Genomic DNA, 17,860 nt, shown 5'->3' on the forward strand with positions numbered 1-17,860 from the left:
ACTGCGGGTCGAATGGACGCGGCTGACCTTGCCGTCCGGCAAGTCGATCGTCCTGGACAAGCTGCCGGGCGCCGACGAGCAGGGCATGGCGGGCTTGCAGGACGGTGTCGATCGCCACGGCGCTCGCCTTTTGGCCGCCGCGGGCCTTTCGACCCTGCTGGCGATGGGCGCCGAGGCTGGATCGTCGAGCGAAGAATCCGACATCGTCCGGGCCCTTCGGCGCGGCGGCGCGGAGACCACCAGTTCCGTCGGCCAGCAGATCGTCGGCAAGAGTCTGGACCTGGCCCCGACCCTGACCATCCGTCCTGGCGCGCCGCTGCGGGTGCTGCTGACCCGCGATCTCGTGCTCGAACCCTATGTCGACGAAAGGAAGACCCCATGAGCGGCGGCAAACTGAAACTGGGCGCGCTGGAGGACGACACGCCCGTCAAGGTGACTATGGATCTGCCTGCCGGCGTCCATCGCGATCTTCTGGCCTATGCGGCGATGCTGGCCGCCCAGACCGGCGGCAAGCCCGCCGAGCCTGCCCGCCTGGCGCCCAGAATGCTGGAGCGCTTCATGGCCACCGACCGGGTTTTCGTCCGGGGGCGGCGAGGGCGGTCCCCCTAGGCCGCCGCCCTGTCTTCGGCCGGCTCGACCAGCGTCTCCATCATGGTCAGGACTTGTTGGCGGCGATCGCAGCGCAACCCGGCCAAAAGTTCGGCCAGGGCCAGGCCATCGGGCGTGGCGAGCATGGCCTGGACAGCCCGTGCGGCCTCCAATTCTTCCGGTTCGGCTGGGATTCCGGTCTCCGTCGGCGGCAGGCCCTCGAAGAACCAGGCCGGTCGCGTCCGCAGAAGGCCGGCCAGATTGTACAGCATCGACGCGCTCACCCGGTTGGTCCCGCGCTTGTACTTCTGCACCTGCTGGAAGGTCAGGCCCAGGCCCTGGGCGAGTTTGACCTGGCTGATCCTCAGCAGCTTGCGGCGCAGTCGGATGCGCGCGCCGACATGCTGGTCGACGGGGTGAAGCGGGGCTTTCAATGACAAGGCGGTCTCCGGCGGCGTCCAATGTGGCTAGGACACGCCAGTCGGCAAAGGTTGGTAGTTGCACGGACGAATCTTGTCTTCGCCCCGACCGGACCGCGCGTATGGCCGCCATCAGCCGCTCGATCAGTGCTTGGCGACGACGATGTACCGACCATCGGGCGTGACGGGCAGGCTCATCGATCCAGTACGATCCAGGCTGGCGCGTGGTCGCTGGCGCCGTCCTGGCCGCGCACCCAACGATCCACGCCAGCCTCGACAACACCGTCGGCGAGATTGGGCGACAGCAGAAGGTGATCGATGCGCAGGCCCTTGTCCCTGGGCCAGCGCTCGCGAAGATAGGACCAGTAGGTGTAGGGCGCAGCGTCGGGGTGGAGGGCGCCAAGAGCGTCTGTCCAGCCTTGGTCGAGCAGGCGGGCGAACGCCATGCGGCTTTCGGGTCGTAGCAGGGCGTCCCCGCCGTAGGAGTGCCTGGGATAGATGTCGGCCTCGGTGGGCACGACGTTGTAGTCGCCGGCCAGCACCACGGGCGCCCCGCTCGCCAGCAGGCTTTGGGCATGAGCGATCAGCGCCTCGAACCAGGCAAGCTTGTAGTCGAACTTTGGGCCGGGAACCGGATTTCCGTTGGGCAGGTAGAGGCACCCCACCAGGACGCCGTTCACCGCCGCCTCGATATAGCGGGCCTGGCTGGGGTCAGGATCGCCGGGCAGGGCCATGCGGGTCACGACCGGTTCGGCGTTGCGGGCCAGGATCGCCACGCCGTTCCAGGTTCGCTGTCCCTTCCAGGCCGCGCCATAGCCAAGCTGGGCTAGGGGTTCAGCCGGAAAACGACCTTGCTCGGTCTTCAACTCCTGCAGGCAGACCACGTCCGGCTCGGCCTCGGCCAGCCAGTCGATCAGGTTGTCGAGCCGGCCGACGACATTGTTGATGTTGAAGGTGGCGATCCGCAAAGGTCGGCTCAGTCGGCCGCGCCACGCGCGGCCCTCAGGCGCTGAGCCACCGCGTCGCTGTGGGGCCCCACGTCGATCACCGTGTTGATCACGGCCTGCTCGTCGACGCCGAGCCTTTCAGCCCAGCGCGACAGGTCCGCCGGATCGTCGATGTCGATGCGTGGCGGCGGCGTGGCCGCTGGGCGAAGCGGATCTTCGGACATGGTCGGCTCCTGGCCCTCCAATCCCTCGCGCGACCAGACGTTCCAAGCGGGCGGTCCGGCGGGACTGTAACAATATGTTCTATGCCAGCGCTCGCATCACGGCGCGATGGGGCCTAGGGTCGCCGCATCGTCGGCCACGATTTTCCGGGCGCCGACGGCTGAGAGAGTAGGCTATCGCCCCGTGCTCCCGCCTGATGCGTGGGAGCCTCGCATGCCCAGCTATAGCTTCTATCCTTATCTCCCCAACCGTTCCTGCGTGACCTTCGTCATCGCCGATTTCGCCGGCGACGCGGGGGCGCTGGGCCATGCCCGCCTGGTTCTGTCGGAACATATCTCGGCCAGTAGCGTGGCGGTGTGGGCGGGCGAGCGGCGGGTGGGGCTCGTCGGCGCAAGCGCCGCGGCGGCCGCTGGCGGTGCGAACCCCTCGCCTTCGCAAGCACGCGGGCGGAACGTTTCGCCAGGATCGCGGATTCGTCTCCCCACAAGGAGATCCAAGACATGTCCAAGCGTGAACTGATCGAACCCACCCCCGGCGACAAGCGCTACGTCCGTCGCGACGACAAGGGCCAGTTTTCGGAGTCCGACGACGTGGGCCGCTCGTCCGCCGCCGACCAGCGCCAGCATTCGAGCCATGACGCCGGCCGCGGTCAGGGCGACAAGGGCGACCGCCAATCCTGAGGTCGGGCCATGCCATCGCGCAGCGTTTAGACGGACGGGAAGGCCGGCCCTTGGGCTTGCCGTCGGGGGCCAAGTAGCAGGGATTGTCCCAGTAGACTCGGCGATGTCGGCCGCCGCTGTCGATCGAGGCCCGCCGACAGGGACGCGACGGTGAAGCGGCGATCGCGGGCGCGCCTACGCCTATCTCGGCGTGCCCGCCGATGTCGCCGATGGTCTGCGCGTGGCCTTCGCCAAAGGCGTATGTATCAACGCCATGTCGAAGTCGAGCCAACCGCGGGCGACCATGCCGTCGATGAAAAGGCCGTCGGCCGGCGCCAGGCTGCCATAGGCGGCCACTGCGGTGTCTCGGCGCCGGCGGGGTTGCGGATCCTGCTTGCCGAAGACCATCCGGCCAATCAGCAGACGCGCTGGAGGAGCGCGACTTTGACCTCGTGCTCATGGACATGCAGATGCCGCGCCTTGACGCCTGCCGGCGACGCGCCTGATGCGCGCCCGGCAGAAGGCCCTGGGACAGCGCCGCACGCCCGTAATCGCCCTGACCGCCAACACCGCGCAGAGCGACGTCGCCGCGTGCCTCGCTGCGGGCGCCGATTTGCACATCGCCAAACCTTTGCGTCCTGCGGTCCTTGCTGGAGGCTATCGCGGGGTTCGCAGGCCGGCGCGGCGACCAAGTCGCCGCATAGCCCTGTGGCAGCGGCACCGAAAGGCCTGAGCTCAACGAAAAGCCGCGGGCTTGCACGGGGCCTCACCGGGCGCCTCGTGCTTCTCGAGGTCCGCTGCGGACGTCCATTTGCTGGAGTGCATCAACGTCAGTTCATAGCGTAAGGCGGCCGCAATGGAGACCTTCGGATCGGCTTATGGGGCGTTTGGAGTCTCACGCGAAAATGTCGCAGTACTGGCGATTGGCTGTTTACGCGGAGCGGCGGGCGATAAGACTCAATTTAAACAAATACTTGTCAACTTGCTTATCGGCCCCGCGCCCATTGACCTTCGCGTGCGGCGAAAAGACCAAGCTTCGGTTCAGAAGTTATTTAGCAACCTCAGCCCAGTTGACCCTGTAAAGCGCGAGAGGTCGGGGAGTTGGCATGTTCAAAAAATCGAAAATTCGGGCTTTCGAGACAATGGCGGCGCTGGACCGCTCATTGGCGACTATCGAGTTTGATCCTAATGGCGTCATCCTGACTGCAAACGCCAACTTCTGCTTGTCGATGGGATATGATCTAAGCGAGATCGTTGGCCGGCATCACAGCATTTTTGTCGAGCCGATCCATGCGGCCAGCCCAGAGTACGCGGCCTTCTGGCGCAAACTCGGGCGCGGCGAATTTGACGCACGCGAGTATCTACGACTGGGTAAGGGCGGCGTGGAAGTGTGGATACAAGCCACCTATAATCCTATCGTCGACGCCCGAGGCCGGGTGTCGCGCATCGTCAAGATCGCCACTGTAATCACCGACGCAAAGCGCGAACGTGCCGAACAGCGGGCGAAGATGGATGCGATCGGCCGCGCTCAGGCAATTATCGAATTTACGCCGGACGGCGAGATCATCACCGCGAACGACAATTTCCTCGATGCTCTGGGCTACACCTTGTCCGAAATCCAAGGGCGACATCACCGAATTTTTGTCGACCCGACCGATGTCCGTAGCCCCGAGTATCTCGCCTTCTGGCGTCGGCTGAAAGACGGAGAGTTCGTCGCAGCCGAGTTCAGGCGTCTGAGCAAGGACGGGGAGGAAGTCTGGATCCAGGCTTCTTACAACCCGATCTTCGATCACAACCAGCGGGTCACTAAGATCGTCAAGTTCGCAACGGTGGTGACCGGCCGAGTCAGAGCAGTCAACGAAATCGCCCAAGGCCTCGAGCATCTCGCGCAAAATAATCTGACCTACAGGATCCACGGACCGATGGATCCGCAGTTCACAAAAGTGCGCGAGGACTTCAACACGGCCATGTCGGCGCTCGACGAGGCCGTGGGCATCGTCGCTCAGGTCACACAGGCCGTGGGGGCTGGCGCCACGGAAATCTCTGTGGCGTCCGACGATCTTGCACGGCGCAGCGAGCAGCAGGCCGCCAGCCTGGAGGAAACCGCCGCCGCGCTCGATCAGATCACCGCGACAGTCGGTCGCAGCGCCGAAGGCGCTCGTCAGGTCGCCTCAGCCGCCGCAGGTGCTCGGGTGGAGGCGGCCCGATCGGGCCAGATCGTCAGTGAGGCGGTCTTGGCTATGTCCGAGATCGAAAAATCTTCGGATCAAATTAGCAGCATCGTTGGCGTGATCGACGAAATTGCGTTTCAAACCAACCTTCTGGCCCTCAACGCCGGTGTGGAGGCCGCGCGTGCTGGAGAGGCCGGTAAGGGCTTCGCCGTCGTCGCGCACGAAGTGCGGGCTTTAGCCCAACGTTCGGCGGAAGCGGCCAAGGAGATCAAGGTTCTCATCGCTAGCAGCACAGCGCAGGTCGAGCGAGGCGTGCGTCTGGTCGGCGATACCGGCGCAGTTCTCTCTTCAATCGTCGAGAAGGTCGGTCGCATAGACGGTCTGATTACGGAGATCGCTCAGTCTTCACGTGAGCAGGCCACCGGGCTCTCAGAAGTGAATTCCGCCGTCAACCAGATGGATGACGTGACCCAGCGAAATGCGGCGATGGTCGAAGAGGCCACCGCTGCGGCCGCGAGTCTGCGTATGGAGGCGGCAGAGCTGTCACGGCTCGTCGCCAGGTTTGAAACGACCGCCACGACCGATGGACGGAGCTTGCAACACACTTCGGCCCTGGCAGGGCTCCCTAGAGCAATAGGCCGGTCGAACCGTTGAGCCAGCGCACGTTTGCACGCCGCGGCTGACGCACGGCGCTGATAGCACTGGCGGGTCGATACGCTTGAAGAGCGTGCGGCGGGGGCGTTGCGCAGATACGTAGTAGTGGGGGCTTAGATCTCAGCAGCGCGGTCCGTTCGGGCGGCTCGCTGACCGCCTGTAGGCCTAGGTGTCGAAGCTATGAAGGTTGTTCACCCGTGATCTTCCCCCGAGAAAGTGGACGGGGTTAAGCCGCTCTGCGTTCCATCTCGGCGGGGCTGATATAGCCCAGAGCCGAATGCAGGCGACGTGAATTGTAGAAGCCCTCGATATAGCCGAACAGATCGCGCCGGGCCTCGGCGCGGGTGGCGTAGACCCGATGATGGACGCGCTCTGTCTTGAGGGTGTGGAAGAAGCTCTCCATGGGCGCGTTGTCCCAGCAGTCGCCCTTGCGGCTCATCGACGGGGTGATCCCTGACTGGGCCAGGGCCGAACGATAGGCCTCGGCGGCGTACTGGATGCCGCGATCCGAATGATGGATGAGACCGGGCGCGGGCTTTTGGCGCGCGATGGCCATGGTCAGGGCCTCCAGGGCGATCTGGGTGTGCAGGGTATCGCGCATCGACCAGCCGACGAGCTTGCGGGTGTGCATGTCGAGGACGCCGGCCAGGTAGAGCCAGCCTTCGCCGGTCGGAATGTAAGTCAGATCGGCGAGCCAGACCTGGCCTGGGGCCGCCGCCTGAAAGTTGCGCCCCAGCCTGTTGGGCGCGATCGGATAGCCATGGCGGCTGTCGGTCGTCCTGGTGCGACGCGGCAGCGCGGCCAGGCCACGCAGGCCGGCGCAGCGCATCAACCGCTCGACCCGCGAGCGTCCGACGCGGCGCCCATGGCCACGCAGGACGGCGTGAACGCGCGGCGATCCATAGGTTCCGCAGCTCTCGGCATGGATCAGGCGGATGTCCTCGGTCAGCGCGCGATTGGCCGCCGCCCGCCGGCTCTCGGGCCTGATCCGCCAAGCATAGTAGCCGCTGGCCGACAGACCCAGGACCCGACACATCATCCGAACCGGCCAGGCGCCGCGGTGCTCATCGACGAACCCGAACTTCATCGGGAGGCCGCTCCGAAGATGAGCGCGGCTTTTTTAGGATGTCGCGCTCCATCCGCAGATGGTCGTTCTCGCGACGCAGACGGGCATTCTCGGCGGCCAGATCAGACGGCGACGGGGCCGGCGCTTGCGTATGGGGCCGCCGCGCCGGCCCCGTCGCCTGCGCCCCGTACTGCATCATCCATCGTCGAAGCACCGTCTCGTGCAGGCCCAACTCCCGGGCCACCACGCCGGCCGATAGGCCGCTGCTGGCGACACGATCAACCGCTTCTCGTTTGAAGGTCTCCGGAAAGACCCGACGCTTCACGCTCATCAGACACTCCTCTCCAGCTTCGAAAAGCTAGCATGGGTGTCCACTGAAACGAGGGAGGATCACCCGGGGCGGTGCTGAGAGGCTGGGGTTGCGAAGCTCCAACGTCCTAGCGCCGGATGCCCCGGATGAACGTGCATGAGAATGCGCAGCTGACCCCAGTAGATCGAGCCCTGATGATCGATCGGATCGACCAAGGCTGGTCGTTGGCCAGGGCGGCAGAGGCCTCTGGGGTCTCGCGGCGCACGGTCGGCAAGTGGTTGCAACGGCATCGACGGGGCGGGGAGCGAAGGCTTGCTGACGGATTTGCAATCAGTGCAGAAGCTAGGACTTGGCCAAGGTCTTTCGAATGGCGATCAAAGACCCTGGTCGGGCCTGGCGCCGTCCCTGCTCGAAATCGATGATGGTGCGCAAGGCGAGCCCTGCGGCGTTTGCAAGATCTTCCTCGGACCATTGCCGCGCCTGGCGCGCGGTGCGGCATTGTTGAGGTGTGATGGTCTCGCTCATGCGACGAATCTCATCCAAAGCCGCATCGACTAAGCTGGCAATGTCGAGCGGGGCTGGGCATCGCGCTGTGGCTAGCCTGCGTGATCCGATAACTTTTCTGGACCTTCATCGACAAAGCCCGGCTGCGATGCCTGCGTTTTCGACGCCCCACCTCGCAGCTTCTTCGCCAGCAAGCCCTGGATCTTCGACACGAGCATCACGGCGCCAACGGTCAAAAATGCGAACGCAACCACAAAGACGATCGTCGCGGCGAACGCCGCCACCATGAACAAGAACATTTTTCGGACCCGTGGCGCAGGAGGCGTTCAGATCGCGGCGACCGCCGAGATCGCAAGCATCGCGAACGAGCGAAGGCTAGCGATCGTGGGCCGCCAATCCAATTATGCTCGCCTTATAAGCAAGCTCCGCTTCAGGTCCGATCCTCGATGCGGATCAGCGCGTCCGGTCTCTCAAGCTTGAGCTCGTCTAATCGGGCGAGCGCCTGGGCCTAGGTCGAAAAACGGCGTTCTTTCGTCCAACGCGCCTGGGTCGGCGCGGTCCAAAGCTCTACCTCGAGGAGAAAGGGTCTCTCACGGTCGGTGTCGTCGAGCGTCAAGCGCGCACGAAACTCTCCACCGCCAGGTCGCCCAAGGCTGCATACTGGACCCAGATTGCACGGCGGGTCAGCTTTCATCTTCGGGTATCAACCTGTAGCCTAATCCCGGCTCTGTCAGAAGAATGCGGGGCGCTGCGGGTTCTTCCTCCAGCTTCTGCCGTAATTGCCCGACGAGCACCCTGACAAACTGGGCGTCCGTCTGAGCTTGGGGGCCCCAGACGGACGCGATGAGTTGTCTATGGGTCACCACGCGCCCGGCGTAGCGAGCAAGCGTCTTAAGCAAATCATACTCGCGCGGCGTGAGCCGCACCTCATCGCCCTGAAGCAGAACGATCCGGTCGGCGAAATTGATTTCAAGATCGCCGGCCTTGAAGCGGGCGCGCGCTGAAAAACGGCGGTCACGCCCCCTGAGAGCCGCACGAAGCCTAGCCAGGAGTTCACCAACGGCAAACGGCTTATTGACGAAATCGTCTGCGCCCAAGTCGAGGGCAGCGATCTTTTCTGCCTCAATATCACGCGCCGACAGCACGACGATGGGGACTTCGGACCACTCTCTGATGCGCTCGATCACCGCCTTGCCATCAAGGTCGGGCAAGCCAAGGTCCAGGATCACGACGTCGCAACCATCGCGGGCCAGGTGAGAAAGCGCGCCTGCGCCGGTCTCCGCCGTCGTGACCTGATAGCCCGCCGCGCTCAGAGCCGGCGTAAGGGCGCGCACCAATTGCGGCTCGTCGTCGACCAGCAATATGTGTGCCTGGTTAAGCTGCAAGCGCCGTCTCCCGGGTGAAGAGCATCGAGACCAGCAGGCCTTGCTGGTTGTCGCTGCGGGGCTGAGCGGCGATCGTGCCGTTCATCGCCTCGACCAAGCCACGAGCAATCGAAAGGCCCAGTCCCGCGCCCTGGCTGGCGCCGGCCGTCCGCCCACGATAAAACTTGTCGAAGATCCGCCCGTGCTCGTCGGCTTCGAGGCCAGGCCCGCAGTCCTCGACCTCCAGGAGTGCGGCCGCGCCCAGGTCGGTAAGGCGAACGACGATGGCGCGGCCCTGGCCGGCATAACGCATCGCGTTGTCCAAGACGTTGTCGAGGGCCTGTTCTAGCAAGATAGGATCGCCTTCGAGCGGGCAGGGCGAGTTAGGCAGCACACGTTCGATGTTCGCGCCCAAGCGCCTGAGCCGCGTGGCGCATCGGTTGACGATCTCGGCCATGTCGAAGCCCTGGCGGTTTAGTTGCAGAGCGCCAGATTCGAGCCGGGTCATGCTCAACAGATTGGCAACGAAGCGATTGAGGCGCTCGGCCTCCTCCTCGATCGTCTCGATCAGGTCCAGGCTCACCTCGGGGGAAAATTGTCGGCCAAAGGCTTTGAGACTCGATGCAGAGGCCAGTATGGACGCTAGGGGCGTGCGCAAGTCGTGCGAGATGGACGATAACAACGCCGTTCGCAGGCGCTCGGTCTTGCTCGCGGCGGCCAGGTCAGCGTTTGTCTGGGCCATGCGCGCACGCGCGATGGCCGCGCCGCCTAGGTCGACCAGCACATTGATTAGGCGGTCGCCGTCCTCATCGGGGCGATCCTCGGCGCTTGATCGCCAAGCCGCCAGTCCAAGCTCCTCGCCCTCGGCCGCGATGACCTGCACTCGCCAACCTTGCGATGAAAGAGCCAATGCGCCGGGCAGGTCTCGGGGCGAGCCATCTTCTGGGTAGCGCCACAGGCGCGCGCCATGGCTGATCATGGCCGAGCCCTTAGCTGCTAAAGCCATCTGCTTGACTATAAGCTGGCGAATTTCGTCTTCGTCGCTGGTCGACGATAGCGCTTTACTGGCTTCGAAGAGCGCCGAGGTCGCCCGAGCCCGGCGCATGTTGCGCAGGGCCTCGTCCTTGAGCCGGCCGGCCAGGCCGCCGGTCAGCACCGCCACGGCGAGAAAGACCAAAAGGACCAGCACATCTTCTGGGGAGGCCATCTGAAAGGCAAAACGCGGCTCGACCAGATAGATGTTGTAGATCAGGAAGGCGAGCAGGGCGGCGAAATAGGCCGGGTAGGATCCCAGTGTTACCGCGCACACCAGCACGCCGGCCAGAAACACCATGGACAAACGGGTGGTGCTCAGGAGGCGATAGAGCAACTCGGCCACGCCGGTGCTCACAGCGATTATCGCAGCAGCGGCGCCGAAACGCCAAAGCCCAAGAGGCTTTGCACCTAATCTATGGAGCCTGGAAACTATCGCGTCGTAAATCATAGGCCTTCAGGGGTGTCGTGCGCCGGCCGAGCCGAGCGTCTGTCTCGGGGGGGGGGGGCAGGCAGGCTCGGCATGGCCGACGCACTTTCCGCCCGCGGGGGAGGGCGGAGAGCGCTGAGAGTGGAGGCGCCGGCTCCGCCGGGCAACTATGTCGTCCTTATGCGGAGCCGACGGATTATAAATTTCTTATGCTTGCTCGTCGGCCTCGCCCATCCTCGTTTCAAGCCTCGCCCTTGATGAGGATAAGCTCATGTTTCGCCCGCTTACCTGCGCTATTGTCGCGCCTTTGTTGATCTCACTGGCCGCTTGCGCCACGAAACCTCCGCCAGCGGCAATGCAAGCTCAGTCTGATCATGCTCCGGCGGTGGCCGATGTGCCCGCGCCGTCGTCCGACGATCTGCCCCGGCAAGCGCCGGGCATCGCGATCATGCAGCAGCGCCTGGCCGCCGAAGCGGGCGATCGCGTCTACTTTGCTCTGGACCGCCATGACCTTTCCGAAGACGCCATGAACGTCCTTAAGGCCCAGGCGAGGTGGCTGGCCCAAAACAGCCAGGTAAGGGTTCTCGTCGCCGGCAACTGCGATGAACGCGGGACGCGGGAGTACAATTTCGCGCTGGGCGCGCGTCGCGCAGCCGCTGCTCGGGACTTCCTTGTCGCCCAGGGCGTGGCGCCCAGCCGCATCGAAACCGTCTCGTACGGAAAGGAACGGCCGATCAACGCCGGGACTAATGAAGCGGCCTGGTCGCGCAACCGTAACGCCAATACGGTCATTGTTGATCTTGGGACCTAGGTTTCGCCAGGAGTTGCCCAAAGCGGCCGCGCCAGGGCGGGGCGAGGACTGCGCTCTTGGACAATCTTCGCCCCGCGCTTTAGAGTATTAGAGTCGAGCTTGTTTTCCGGAACCCCAGGTCGTGAAGCGCTCATCCCCCCATCCGTTCGACGTGTCCGTAGGGCAACGTCTGCGAGCAGTGCGGCGTTTGAAGGAAGTTTCACAGGCTGATTTGGGCGACGCCGTAGGCCTTACATTTCAGCAGATCCAGAAGTACGAACAGGGGCAAAATCGAATATCGGCTTCTATGCTGTTCGAACTCGCCAAGGCTCTTGAGGTTTCCATGAGCCAACTGCTCGGCGAGGCCGCAGAGGTGCAGAATGAGACCATGAGGCTTGTTGATGGAGCAGAGGCGGCCGCGCTCCTCCGAGCCTTTCAGCGAATTTCGTCCCCTCGCGTTCGTCGCGAGATAATACATTTCGTTGAAGCTGTGCCAGATATATGGTCGCTGGAATAAGTCGGTCGGCATAATTTTCTTATAATGAAAATTCGATCGGCAGTCTTGCGGTGTGGTCGGTTGTCGCAGTTGCTTGTCTGGGGCGATTTTTAATTTTCGATTCATCGATATATCCGACGCTCACGCTGAATTGCGGGGGATAATCATGCGTCTCGATGACTTGAAGATTTCGACCAAGGTCTTGGCACCGGCGCTTATCCTGGCGGCTCTGGCCCTCGCGGTTGCGATCGCCGGCGCCTGGAGCACGAACACGGTTCGGCAGACCGCGCGGGTTCTTGTCGAAGAACGTGCGCCGCTCGAGCTGGCCAGCGCGCGGTTCAATCGCCGTCTCCAAGCCATGGGCTATGCCACTTACCGGACTATCGCCTACTCCAGCAGACAGGCCGAGGGACGTGCGGCTGGAGTGGAACTCGATCGAAACTATGCTGAAAGCAAGGCTTTGCTCGATGAAATGGTCAAGGTTGAGCCGGCCGCGAACGCCAAGGTCAAGGATTTCCGCCTGCGGCTGGACAAGGTCTATGCAGCGGCTCGCGAAGGGGCCGATCTTGGGCTGCAGGACGCCAACGATGCGGCCATCCTCGTCATTGCGGAGATCAATCCGAGCATCGCCCAGCTGAGCGCCGACGTCAGCACGTTCACCAATGGCCACAATGATCAGACCCGTGTGCTGGCGGCCCAAGCGGAGAAAAGGGCCATCGCAAGTGTGACCACGATGCTCGCCGTCGGCACCGTCGCGGCTGGCCTTGGTCTGGTCTTGGCGATCTGGATCGGTCGCAACAAGATCGCCCGTCCGCTCATTAACCTGTCCAAGACCATGGAAGTCCTGGCCCAGGGTTCGGTGGAAGTCGACGTGGTCGGCGGCCAGCGCCGCGACGAAGTCGGCGCCATGGCCCGCTCGGTCCAGGTGTTCAAGGACAACGCCCTGGCCCTGCGCACCGCCGAAGCCGCCCAGCAGCGCGCCGCCGCCGAGACGGAAGCCGAGCGCCGCCGCAACGAGCAGGTCCGCGAAGCCGCCGCCAAGGAGCAGGCCTTCGTGATGGAAATCATCGCCACGGGCCTGAACCGCCTGGCCGAGGGCGACCTGACCTATCGCGTCGACGCCGACTTCCCGGCCGACTACAAGCGCCTGCAGTCCGACTTCAACGGCGCCATCAGCCAGCTCGAAGAGGCGATGCGCACCATCGTCCACGCCGCCAACGGCATCGGCGCCGGCAGCGACGAGATCGCCTCGGCCGCCGACGACCTGTCGCGCCGCAGCGAGCAGCAGGCCGCCAGCCTGGAAGAGACCGCCGCGGCCCTCGACGAGATCACCGCCACCGTCCGCCGCTCGTCGGTCGGCGCCCAGGAAGCCGCCCGCGTGGTCGGCTCGACCCGTTCGGACGCCGAGCGCACCAGCGCGGTCGTCAAGGGCGCCGTGGACGCCATGCAGCAGATCGAGAAGTCCTCGAGCGAGATCAGCCAGATCATCGGCGTGATCGACGAGATCGCTTTCCAGACCAATCTCCTGGCCCTGAACGCCGGCGTCGAGGCCGCGCGCGCCGGTGATGCGGGCAAGGGCTTCGCCGTCGTCGCCCAGGAGGTGCGCGCCCTTGCCCAGCGCTCGGCCGAAGCCGCCAAGGAGATCAAGACCCTGATCTCCACCTCTTCTCACCAGGTCGAGCAAGGGGTCTCGATGGTTGGCCAGACCGGCGAGGCCCTGCAGGCGATCGTCTCCAAGGTCGGGGAGATCGACGCCCTTGTCAGCGAGATCGCCGCAGGCGCGGGAGAACAGGCCACCGGCCTCAACCAGGTCAACGCCGCCGTCAACCAGATGGACCAGACCGTCCAGCAGAACGCCGCTATGGTCGAACAGTCGACCGCCGCCAGCCACTCGCTGAAGGGCGAGGCGACCGGCCTGATGGCGATGATCTCGCGCTTCAACGTCTCGGGCGCCGAAGCCCGCCGCGCCTCGGCCGGCGGCGGTTGGGTCCGCCGCAGCGCTCCGATGGCCTCTGCGCCGATCTCGCGCCCGGCGGCCAAGCCAGCCGTGTCGCTGGCCGCCGCCGACAGCCGCCCGGGCGCCAACCCTGTCCGCTCGGCCCAGGCCAAGCTCGCCGCCTTCGCCTCGTCGGCCCCGGCAGCCACCAGCGACGACTGGGAAGAGTTCTAGGTCCAACGCAGTCCCGCACTCCAGGTTCGCCTGGAGGCCACTTGCCCCGCCGGCCAGCCGGCGGGGCATTTTTCTGCGATCGCGCGGCCTTGTTCAGCGCCCAGCTTTTAGTCTACTTGGTCGCTGAGAAGGTTTTCTGAGATTGATAGGTAATGGATAGTTCGACCGAATTTAAAGCGCTGCTATTACGCCTGCGGATTCTTCTCGATGGCCTCGACGATGTTCAAATTCGCCGATACAATTGCATTGGTCAGGAAATTTAACGTATGACGCGCCTGGTAAACGTGCTGCCAGACGGCAGCTGAGGTTGCTGATGTCTGGGCTCATGGCGCCGAGCGGGTCAGATGCTTTCTGGACGAATTTTTCCCCCTGCCAACCCGCCACTGATCGGCGACTTCGGCAACGCCGCAGGGGCGGCGGTCGGTCATTACAATGCTAGGGCGCAACGAACGACACCGGCATCGGCGCGCGCCTTGCTAGTCCATCGGCCATCGTCAACCGCGCTTCTTAGTCTGCAGATCGACCTGCAGGCCGTCCTTTGCCCAATCGAATGCGATGGTCGCTTCAAGCTGGCGAGCCAGGCGCGCCACGAGGCGTGAGCCAAACCCGGTTCGCTTGGGGGGCTCTACCGCGGGGCCGCCGCGTTCCTCCCAGTGAAGGCGCCATTGGTCAGGTTTGCCCGACCAGCGGACGTCTAGGCTGCCCCCCAACGTCGAGAGCGAGCCATACTTGACGGCGTTGGTCGCGAGCTCATGGAGGATCATGCTGACGGGCTGGATCTGGTCGGCCGAGAGCCAGATTTCCCCTCCAGACAGGGTGAGGCGCGCTTGCGCCGCGAGGGTCGAAGCCAGCTCATCACGCACCACCTGGACCATCGATCCGCCCCGCCAGGCGCCGTTCGCCAAGGTCGCCTGGGCGCGCGACATGGCTTCGATCCTGCCATAAAGCGCCGATCGCAAGGCTTCGCGGTCGCTCGCATCTGACAGGCGCACGACCGACTGGATGACGGCCAGCGAGTTGCGGGCCCGGTGGTCGACCTCGCGCATGAGCAGTTCGCTCGTCTCTTCGGCCTGCTTTCGTGCGGTGATATCCATGGCCGTTCCGGCCACTCGCACGCACCGCCCCTGGCTGTCGAACAGCCCGCGGCCTTTGGCCGCCACCCAGCGCGTAGCGCCGTCCTTCGCGCCGATAGTTCTATACTCCACATCGTAGAGCGCGCGCTGGTCAGGATCGGCCGCGGCGGCATAGGCCTCTGTGGTCGCTCTTAGATCGTCTGGATGCAGGCCGCTGTAGAAATCCTTCATCGAGACCGGCCTGCCTGGCTCCAGGCCAAATAGGGCCCGCACGCGATCATCCCAGTAGAGGGCGCCGTGCCCATGTTCGACGTCCCACAGACCTGTCTCGCTGTATTCGGTCGCCAACCTAAGTCTCGTCTCACTCTCGTGAAGGGCGCGTTCGCTTCGTGCGCGCTCGACGAAAGCCCAGGAGCGTTCGGCAGCCTCGCGGACAAGCGCCTGTTCGCGATCGGTCCACACGTGCGCAATCCTATGGTGAACCGCGATCAGCGCGCGAAGGCGACCATCGCGTATCAGCGGCATGCAGATCGTCGAGGCTATACCGAGCGATTGGAATGTCGCCGCCTCGTGTTGGGCGATCTCGACGCTGTTGTCATTGATCACGAGCGGCAGTCCCCGCGAAAGACGATCAACCGCCAGGCTTCCAAAATCCGACAGTCGGTATCGGCCTACGATCGAGGTCGAACCGACAGCGGTCCAGTCGCCGCGTATAGAAAAGTCGTTGCTGTTGTCGTCCATATCCGCATAGGCGCAGATGGCGACGTCCAACTGTTCGCCGATCAACTGTGTGGCTCGCTGCATCACCGCCTCCGCGCTCGTCAAGGTCGCTGTTATCCTGGTGAAGCGGTCGAGAAAGAGCAGGGCCGTCTCGCTTTCCTGTCGGGCGGCGCGCTCAAGTGCGGCGGAAGTCGTCTCTATACAGATGCAAAGGACGCCCCCGATCACATCGCCGGCCGGAATGGCGCTGTATGAAAAGGTGAACCATGCCGGCGTAGGCGATCCGGTCCGCTGCAACAGCACCTCATGGTCTTCAAAGAGGCTAGGCTCCCCCGAGAACGCCGCCGCGATGACGGGGGCCATTCGCTCCTCGGACTGGGGCCAGACCTCGAAAAACCGACGTCCAAGAGCCCACGGATGCTTTTCACCAAGAATGGCGCGATAGGCGTCGTTGTAGACCAACGCCCGCTGCGGTCCCCAAAGCAAAAACATAGGCAGCGGGGCGTTGAGCAAGGTCGCCACCTGCTGACGCAGGACCGGCGACCACTGATCAATCCCGCCCAAGGCGGCCGTCCAGAAGTCATCGGCTTCCAAACGCGATGCGATGTCGCCGTCCAGCTTGGCTGGAAATGATGAGGTCATCGCCGCGGGGCCCCTAAGTCAGATTGTGCTCAGCATCCCAACCATGGCTTCGGCCGATTTAACACCAATGCCAAGCTCTGGTTGCGACAATCGCTGCCGACAAGCCCAACCTCGTTTGGGCCAGCAGCTTTGTCCTAACGGTCCGGCCTCCCGCCAGGTCGCCAGATAGGCCGGGCGGCCGCACTTGGCTCGGAATAATGGTCGAGGGGTTTAAGCGCCGTTGGTCTCAACGACTTGAGGTCAGCATCTAGGTTTAGCGCGCAAGCCTTGAACCTGGCCGCGATCGATGCCATAGGCGCCTACGGGTGCCCGGCCATCTTGGCCGGTCAGGATTCTCCGCTGGTCGGGCCGCCAGCGCGGAGAAACGCGCCATGACGGACCGTGTCCGTAAACCTTCCGTCCTGCGGGAATTTCTTGATAGCGGCGCTGCCGGCGGCCTGCTGCTGATGGCTGCGGCCGTGCTTGCGCTGTTCGTCGCCAATTCGCCGCTTGCCGGCGGCTACTTTTCAGCCTTGCACGCCTCGTTCGCTGGCCTTGATCTGCTGCATTGGATCAACGATGGGCTGATGGCCGTCTTTTTTCTGTTCGTTGGCCTCGAAATCAAACGCGAGTTCCTTGACGGCCAGCTGGCGAGTTGGTCGAATCGGGCCTTGCCCTGTATCGCCGCTGCTGGCGGCGTGATCGCACCTGCCCTCATCTACGCTACCATCAATGCCGCCAGCCCCCAGACCCTGAGGGGATGGGCGATTCCGACCGCGACCGACATCGCTTTCGCCTTGGGCGTCCTTTCGCTCCTTGGGCCGCGGGTTCCGACAAGCCTCAAGGTCTTCCTGGCGACGTTGGCCATCGTGGACGACCTCGTCGCTGTCATGGTGATCGCCCTTTTCTACACCGAACAGCTCAACCTTGCGGCCTTGGGCGGCGCGCTACTGGCGACGATCCTTCTGGTGTTGCTGAACCGGCTTAAGGTGACCCGGTTGGCGCCCTACCTGGTGCTGGGTCTTGCACTTTGGTGGCTCGTGCTCCTGTCGGGGGTCCATGCGACGATCGCCGGGGTCGTCCTTGCGCTGACAATTCCGCTCCGGACCTCAAAGGCCGCGCCGGACGACATGGCCTCGCCTCTACACAGGCTCGAGCACGGTCTCTCGCCTTGGGTGGCGTTCTTGGTCGTGCCGATCTTCGGCTTTGCGAACGCGGGCGTTTCTTTCGCCGGCATGTCCGCTGCTGTCCTGATCGAGCCGGTTACCTTGGGCGTGGCGCTCGGTCTCTTCCTGGGAAAGCAGGCAGGGGTGTTCGCCGCCTGCTGGCTCGCGATCAAAGCGCGCGTGGCCTGCCTTCCCGTCGGTGCGACATGGGTGCAGCTCTACGGCGTTAGCCTTCTGTGCGGCATTGGTTTTACGATGAGCCTGTTCATCGGGCTGTTGGCCTTCGGCGACCCTGCGATCCAGGACGAAGTCAAGGTGGGCGTGCTCGTCGGCTCTTTCTTCGCCGCGAAGGCCGGCGCGCTAATACTTTTCTTCGCAAAAGCGCGTATGTCTGCAACTTCCAACACCTGATCAGCCACCGTCCTGCTCATCTTGTCGCGCTTGGTGCTCGCGTTCAG

The 17,860-nt window shown here is 64.0% G+C and carries 19 protein-coding genes; 9 read left to right on the forward strand and 10 right to left on the reverse strand.

Translation table 11 applies throughout. The features are described from left to right. Together SGCZBJ_RS01460 and SGCZBJ_RS01465 are read left to right on the forward strand one after the other, a co-directional pair. The coding region (locus SGCZBJ_RS01460) for a TraB/TrbI/VirB10 family type IV secretion system protein (protein WP_133149160.1) at nt 1-382 on the forward strand (382 nt) is incomplete at its 5' end. Further along, nucleotides 379-609: a DUF2274 domain-containing protein gene (locus SGCZBJ_RS01465; protein WP_101716267.1), complete on the forward strand. Its 231-nt coding sequence runs from the start codon at nt 379-381 to the stop codon at nt 607-609. The genes SGCZBJ_RS01460 and SGCZBJ_RS01465, both read left to right, overlap by 4 nt. Here the strand turns inward: SGCZBJ_RS01465 and SGCZBJ_RS01470 are convergent. The 3 genes from SGCZBJ_RS01470 to SGCZBJ_RS01480 form a co-directional block, all read right to left on the reverse strand. Continuing rightward, on the reverse strand, nt 606-1,028 hold the full coding sequence (locus tag SGCZBJ_RS01470; protein WP_101716268.1) for a helix-turn-helix domain-containing protein: 423 nt from the start codon (nt 1,026-1,028) through the stop codon (nt 606-608). The genes SGCZBJ_RS01465 and SGCZBJ_RS01470 overlap by 4 nt on opposite strands. Before the next feature lie 173 nt (nt 1,029-1,201). After that, on the reverse strand, nt 1,202-1,975 hold the full coding sequence (locus SGCZBJ_RS01475) for an exodeoxyribonuclease III (protein ID WP_101716269.1): 774 nt from the start codon (nt 1,973-1,975) through the stop codon (nt 1,202-1,204). Nucleotides 1,976-1,983: 8 nt separating this feature from the next. Beyond that, entirely contained in the window at nt 1,984-2,178 is a 195-nt protein-coding gene (locus SGCZBJ_RS01480; RefSeq protein WP_101716334.1) for a DUF3606 domain-containing protein, read from the reverse strand. A gap of 498 nt (nt 2,179-2,676) precedes the next feature. Between SGCZBJ_RS01480 and SGCZBJ_RS01490 the strand changes: the two genes are divergently transcribed. After that, the gene (locus SGCZBJ_RS01490; RefSeq protein ID WP_101716271.1) at nt 2,677-2,856 is read left to right on the forward strand and encodes a hypothetical protein; all 180 of its coding nucleotides are present in this window, start codon (nt 2,677-2,679) and stop codon (nt 2,854-2,856) included. A 180-nt stretch (nt 2,857-3,036) separates the two neighbouring features. Here the strand turns inward: SGCZBJ_RS01490 and SGCZBJ_RS25510 are convergent, their stop codons facing one another. Further along, nucleotides 3,037-3,243: a hypothetical protein gene (locus SGCZBJ_RS25510; protein ID WP_165799211.1), complete on the reverse strand. Its 207-nt coding sequence runs from the start codon at nt 3,241-3,243 to the stop codon at nt 3,037-3,039. Between the two features lie 698 nt (nt 3,244-3,941). Between SGCZBJ_RS25510 and SGCZBJ_RS01500 the strand changes: the two genes are divergently transcribed. Then, entirely contained in the window at nt 3,942-5,660 is a 1,719-nt protein-coding gene (locus SGCZBJ_RS01500; protein WP_240621378.1) for a methyl-accepting chemotaxis protein, read from the forward strand. Between the two features lie 226 nt (nt 5,661-5,886). Here the strand turns inward: SGCZBJ_RS01500 and SGCZBJ_RS01505 are convergent. After that, nucleotides 5,887-7,057 (reverse strand): IS3 family transposase gene (locus tag SGCZBJ_RS01505; RefSeq protein WP_101716273.1). Its coding sequence is split into 2 segments (ribosomal slippage): nt 5,887-6,775 and nt 6,774-7,057, totalling 1,173 coding nucleotides; the frame shifts between segments, so codons are not numbered across the junction. A gap of 125 nt (nt 7,058-7,182) precedes the next feature. On the opposite strand from SGCZBJ_RS01505, the gene SGCZBJ_RS25930 reads away from it, so the two are divergent. After that, nucleotides 7,183-7,458, forward strand: coding sequence for a helix-turn-helix domain-containing protein (locus SGCZBJ_RS25930; protein ID WP_276308909.1), 276 nt, complete (start codon nt 7,183-7,185; stop codon nt 7,456-7,458). Here the strand turns inward: SGCZBJ_RS25930 and SGCZBJ_RS25215 are convergent. From SGCZBJ_RS25215 to SGCZBJ_RS01530, 4 genes are all read right to left on the reverse strand, one after another. Further along, complete coding sequence (locus SGCZBJ_RS25215) at nt 7,379-7,561, reverse strand: helix-turn-helix domain-containing protein (protein WP_117590361.1); 183 nt, start codon at nt 7,559-7,561, stop codon at nt 7,379-7,381. The two genes, SGCZBJ_RS25930 and SGCZBJ_RS25215, sit on opposite strands and share 80 nt — an antisense overlap. Before the next feature lie 71 nt (nt 7,562-7,632). Continuing rightward, nucleotides 7,633-7,839, reverse strand: a complete 207-nt coding sequence (locus SGCZBJ_RS01520; protein ID WP_101716274.1) for a hypothetical protein — start codon at nt 7,837-7,839, stop codon at nt 7,633-7,635. A 384-nt stretch (nt 7,840-8,223) separates the two neighbouring features. Next, nucleotides 8,224-8,925 carry a response regulator gene (locus tag SGCZBJ_RS01525; protein ID WP_101716275.1) on the reverse strand — a complete coding sequence of 234 codons (702 nt, stop codon included), beginning with the start codon at nt 8,923-8,925 and terminating at the stop codon, nt 8,224-8,226. Continuing rightward, nucleotides 8,915-10,387 (reverse strand): DUF4118 domain-containing protein, encoded by a 1,473-nt coding sequence (locus SGCZBJ_RS01530; RefSeq protein ID WP_101716276.1) that lies wholly within the window; start codon nt 10,385-10,387, stop codon nt 8,915-8,917. The genes SGCZBJ_RS01525 and SGCZBJ_RS01530 overlap by 11 nt, the downstream gene beginning before the upstream one ends. Nucleotides 10,388-10,637: 250 nt before the next feature. On the opposite strand from SGCZBJ_RS01530, the gene pal reads away from it, so the two are divergent. From pal to SGCZBJ_RS01545, 3 genes are all read left to right on the forward strand, one after another. After that, entirely contained in the window at nt 10,638-11,177 is a 540-nt protein-coding gene (gene pal / locus SGCZBJ_RS01535) for a peptidoglycan-associated lipoprotein Pal (RefSeq protein WP_101716277.1), read from the forward strand. 178 nt (nt 11,178-11,355) lie between these two features. Beyond that, complete coding sequence (locus tag SGCZBJ_RS26435; protein WP_420808143.1) at nt 11,356-11,673, forward strand: helix-turn-helix domain-containing protein; 318 nt, start codon at nt 11,356-11,358, stop codon at nt 11,671-11,673. 145 nt (nt 11,674-11,818) lie between these two features. Continuing rightward, nucleotides 11,819-13,822, forward strand: coding sequence for a methyl-accepting chemotaxis protein (locus SGCZBJ_RS01545; RefSeq protein ID WP_101716279.1), 2,004 nt, complete (start codon nt 11,819-11,821; stop codon nt 13,820-13,822). A 494-nt stretch (nt 13,823-14,316) separates the two neighbouring features. Here SGCZBJ_RS01545 and SGCZBJ_RS01550 read toward each other — a convergent pair whose 3' ends face one another. Next, nucleotides 14,317-16,257: a PAS domain-containing sensor histidine kinase gene (locus tag SGCZBJ_RS01550; RefSeq protein ID WP_101716280.1), complete on the reverse strand. Its 1,941-nt coding sequence runs from the start codon at nt 16,255-16,257 to the stop codon at nt 14,317-14,319. A 371-nt stretch (nt 16,258-16,628) separates the two neighbouring features. On the opposite strand from SGCZBJ_RS01550, the gene nhaA reads away from it, so the two are divergent. Continuing rightward, nucleotides 16,629-17,813 carry a Na+/H+ antiporter NhaA gene (gene nhaA, locus SGCZBJ_RS01555; RefSeq protein ID WP_101716281.1) on the forward strand — a complete coding sequence of 395 codons (1,185 nt, stop codon included), beginning with the start codon at nt 16,629-16,631 and terminating at the stop codon, nt 17,811-17,813. The last annotated feature ends 47 nt before the right edge of the window (nt 17,814-17,860 follow it).

This window comes from Caulobacter zeae (assembly GCF_002858925.1).
In the GTDB taxonomy this organism is placed as follows: Bacteria; Pseudomonadota; Alphaproteobacteria; order Caulobacterales; family Caulobacteraceae; genus Caulobacter; species Caulobacter zeae.

What these genes read in the sequence shown, in the direction of transcription:
- SGCZBJ_RS01545 (WP_101716279.1), top strand. Translation starts at nt 11,819, where the DNA reads ATGCGTCTCGATGACTTGAAGATTTCGACCAAGGTCTTGGCACCGGCG.
- SGCZBJ_RS01490 (WP_101716271.1), top strand. Translation starts at nt 2,677, where the DNA reads ATGTCCAAGCGTGAACTGATCGAACCCACCCCCGGCGACAAGCGCTAC.
- SGCZBJ_RS01550 (WP_101716280.1), bottom strand. Translation starts at nt 16,257, where the DNA reads ATGACCTCATCATTTCCAGCCAAGCTGGACGGCGACATCGCATCGCGT.
- pal (WP_101716277.1), top strand. Translation starts at nt 10,638, where the DNA reads ATGTTTCGCCCGCTTACCTGCGCTATTGTCGCGCCTTTGTTGATCTCA.
- SGCZBJ_RS25510 (WP_165799211.1), bottom strand. Translation starts at nt 3,243, where the DNA reads ATGGTCTTCGGCAAGCAGGATCCGCAACCCCGCCGGCGCCGAGACACC.
- nhaA (WP_101716281.1), top strand. Translation starts at nt 16,629, where the DNA reads ATGACGGACCGTGTCCGTAAACCTTCCGTCCTGCGGGAATTTCTTGAT.
- SGCZBJ_RS01530 (WP_101716276.1), bottom strand. Translation starts at nt 10,387, where the DNA reads ATGATTTACGACGCGATAGTTTCCAGGCTCCATAGATTAGGTGCAAAG.
- SGCZBJ_RS01520 (WP_101716274.1), bottom strand. Translation starts at nt 7,839, where the DNA reads ATGTTCTTGTTCATGGTGGCGGCGTTCGCCGCGACGATCGTCTTTGTG.
- SGCZBJ_RS01465 (WP_101716267.1), top strand. Translation starts at nt 379, where the DNA reads ATGAGCGGCGGCAAACTGAAACTGGGCGCGCTGGAGGACGACACGCCC.
- SGCZBJ_RS01500 (WP_240621378.1), top strand. Translation starts at nt 3,942, where the DNA reads ATGTTCAAAAAATCGAAAATTCGGGCTTTCGAGACAATGGCGGCGCTG.
- SGCZBJ_RS01480 (WP_101716334.1), bottom strand. Translation starts at nt 2,178, where the DNA reads ATGTCCGAAGATCCGCTTCGCCCAGCGGCCACGCCGCCGCCACGCATC.
- SGCZBJ_RS25215 (WP_117590361.1), bottom strand. Translation starts at nt 7,561, where the DNA reads ATGAGCGAGACCATCACACCTCAACAATGCCGCACCGCGCGCCAGGCG.
- SGCZBJ_RS25930 (WP_276308909.1), top strand. Translation starts at nt 7,183, where the DNA reads ATGAACGTGCATGAGAATGCGCAGCTGACCCCAGTAGATCGAGCCCTG.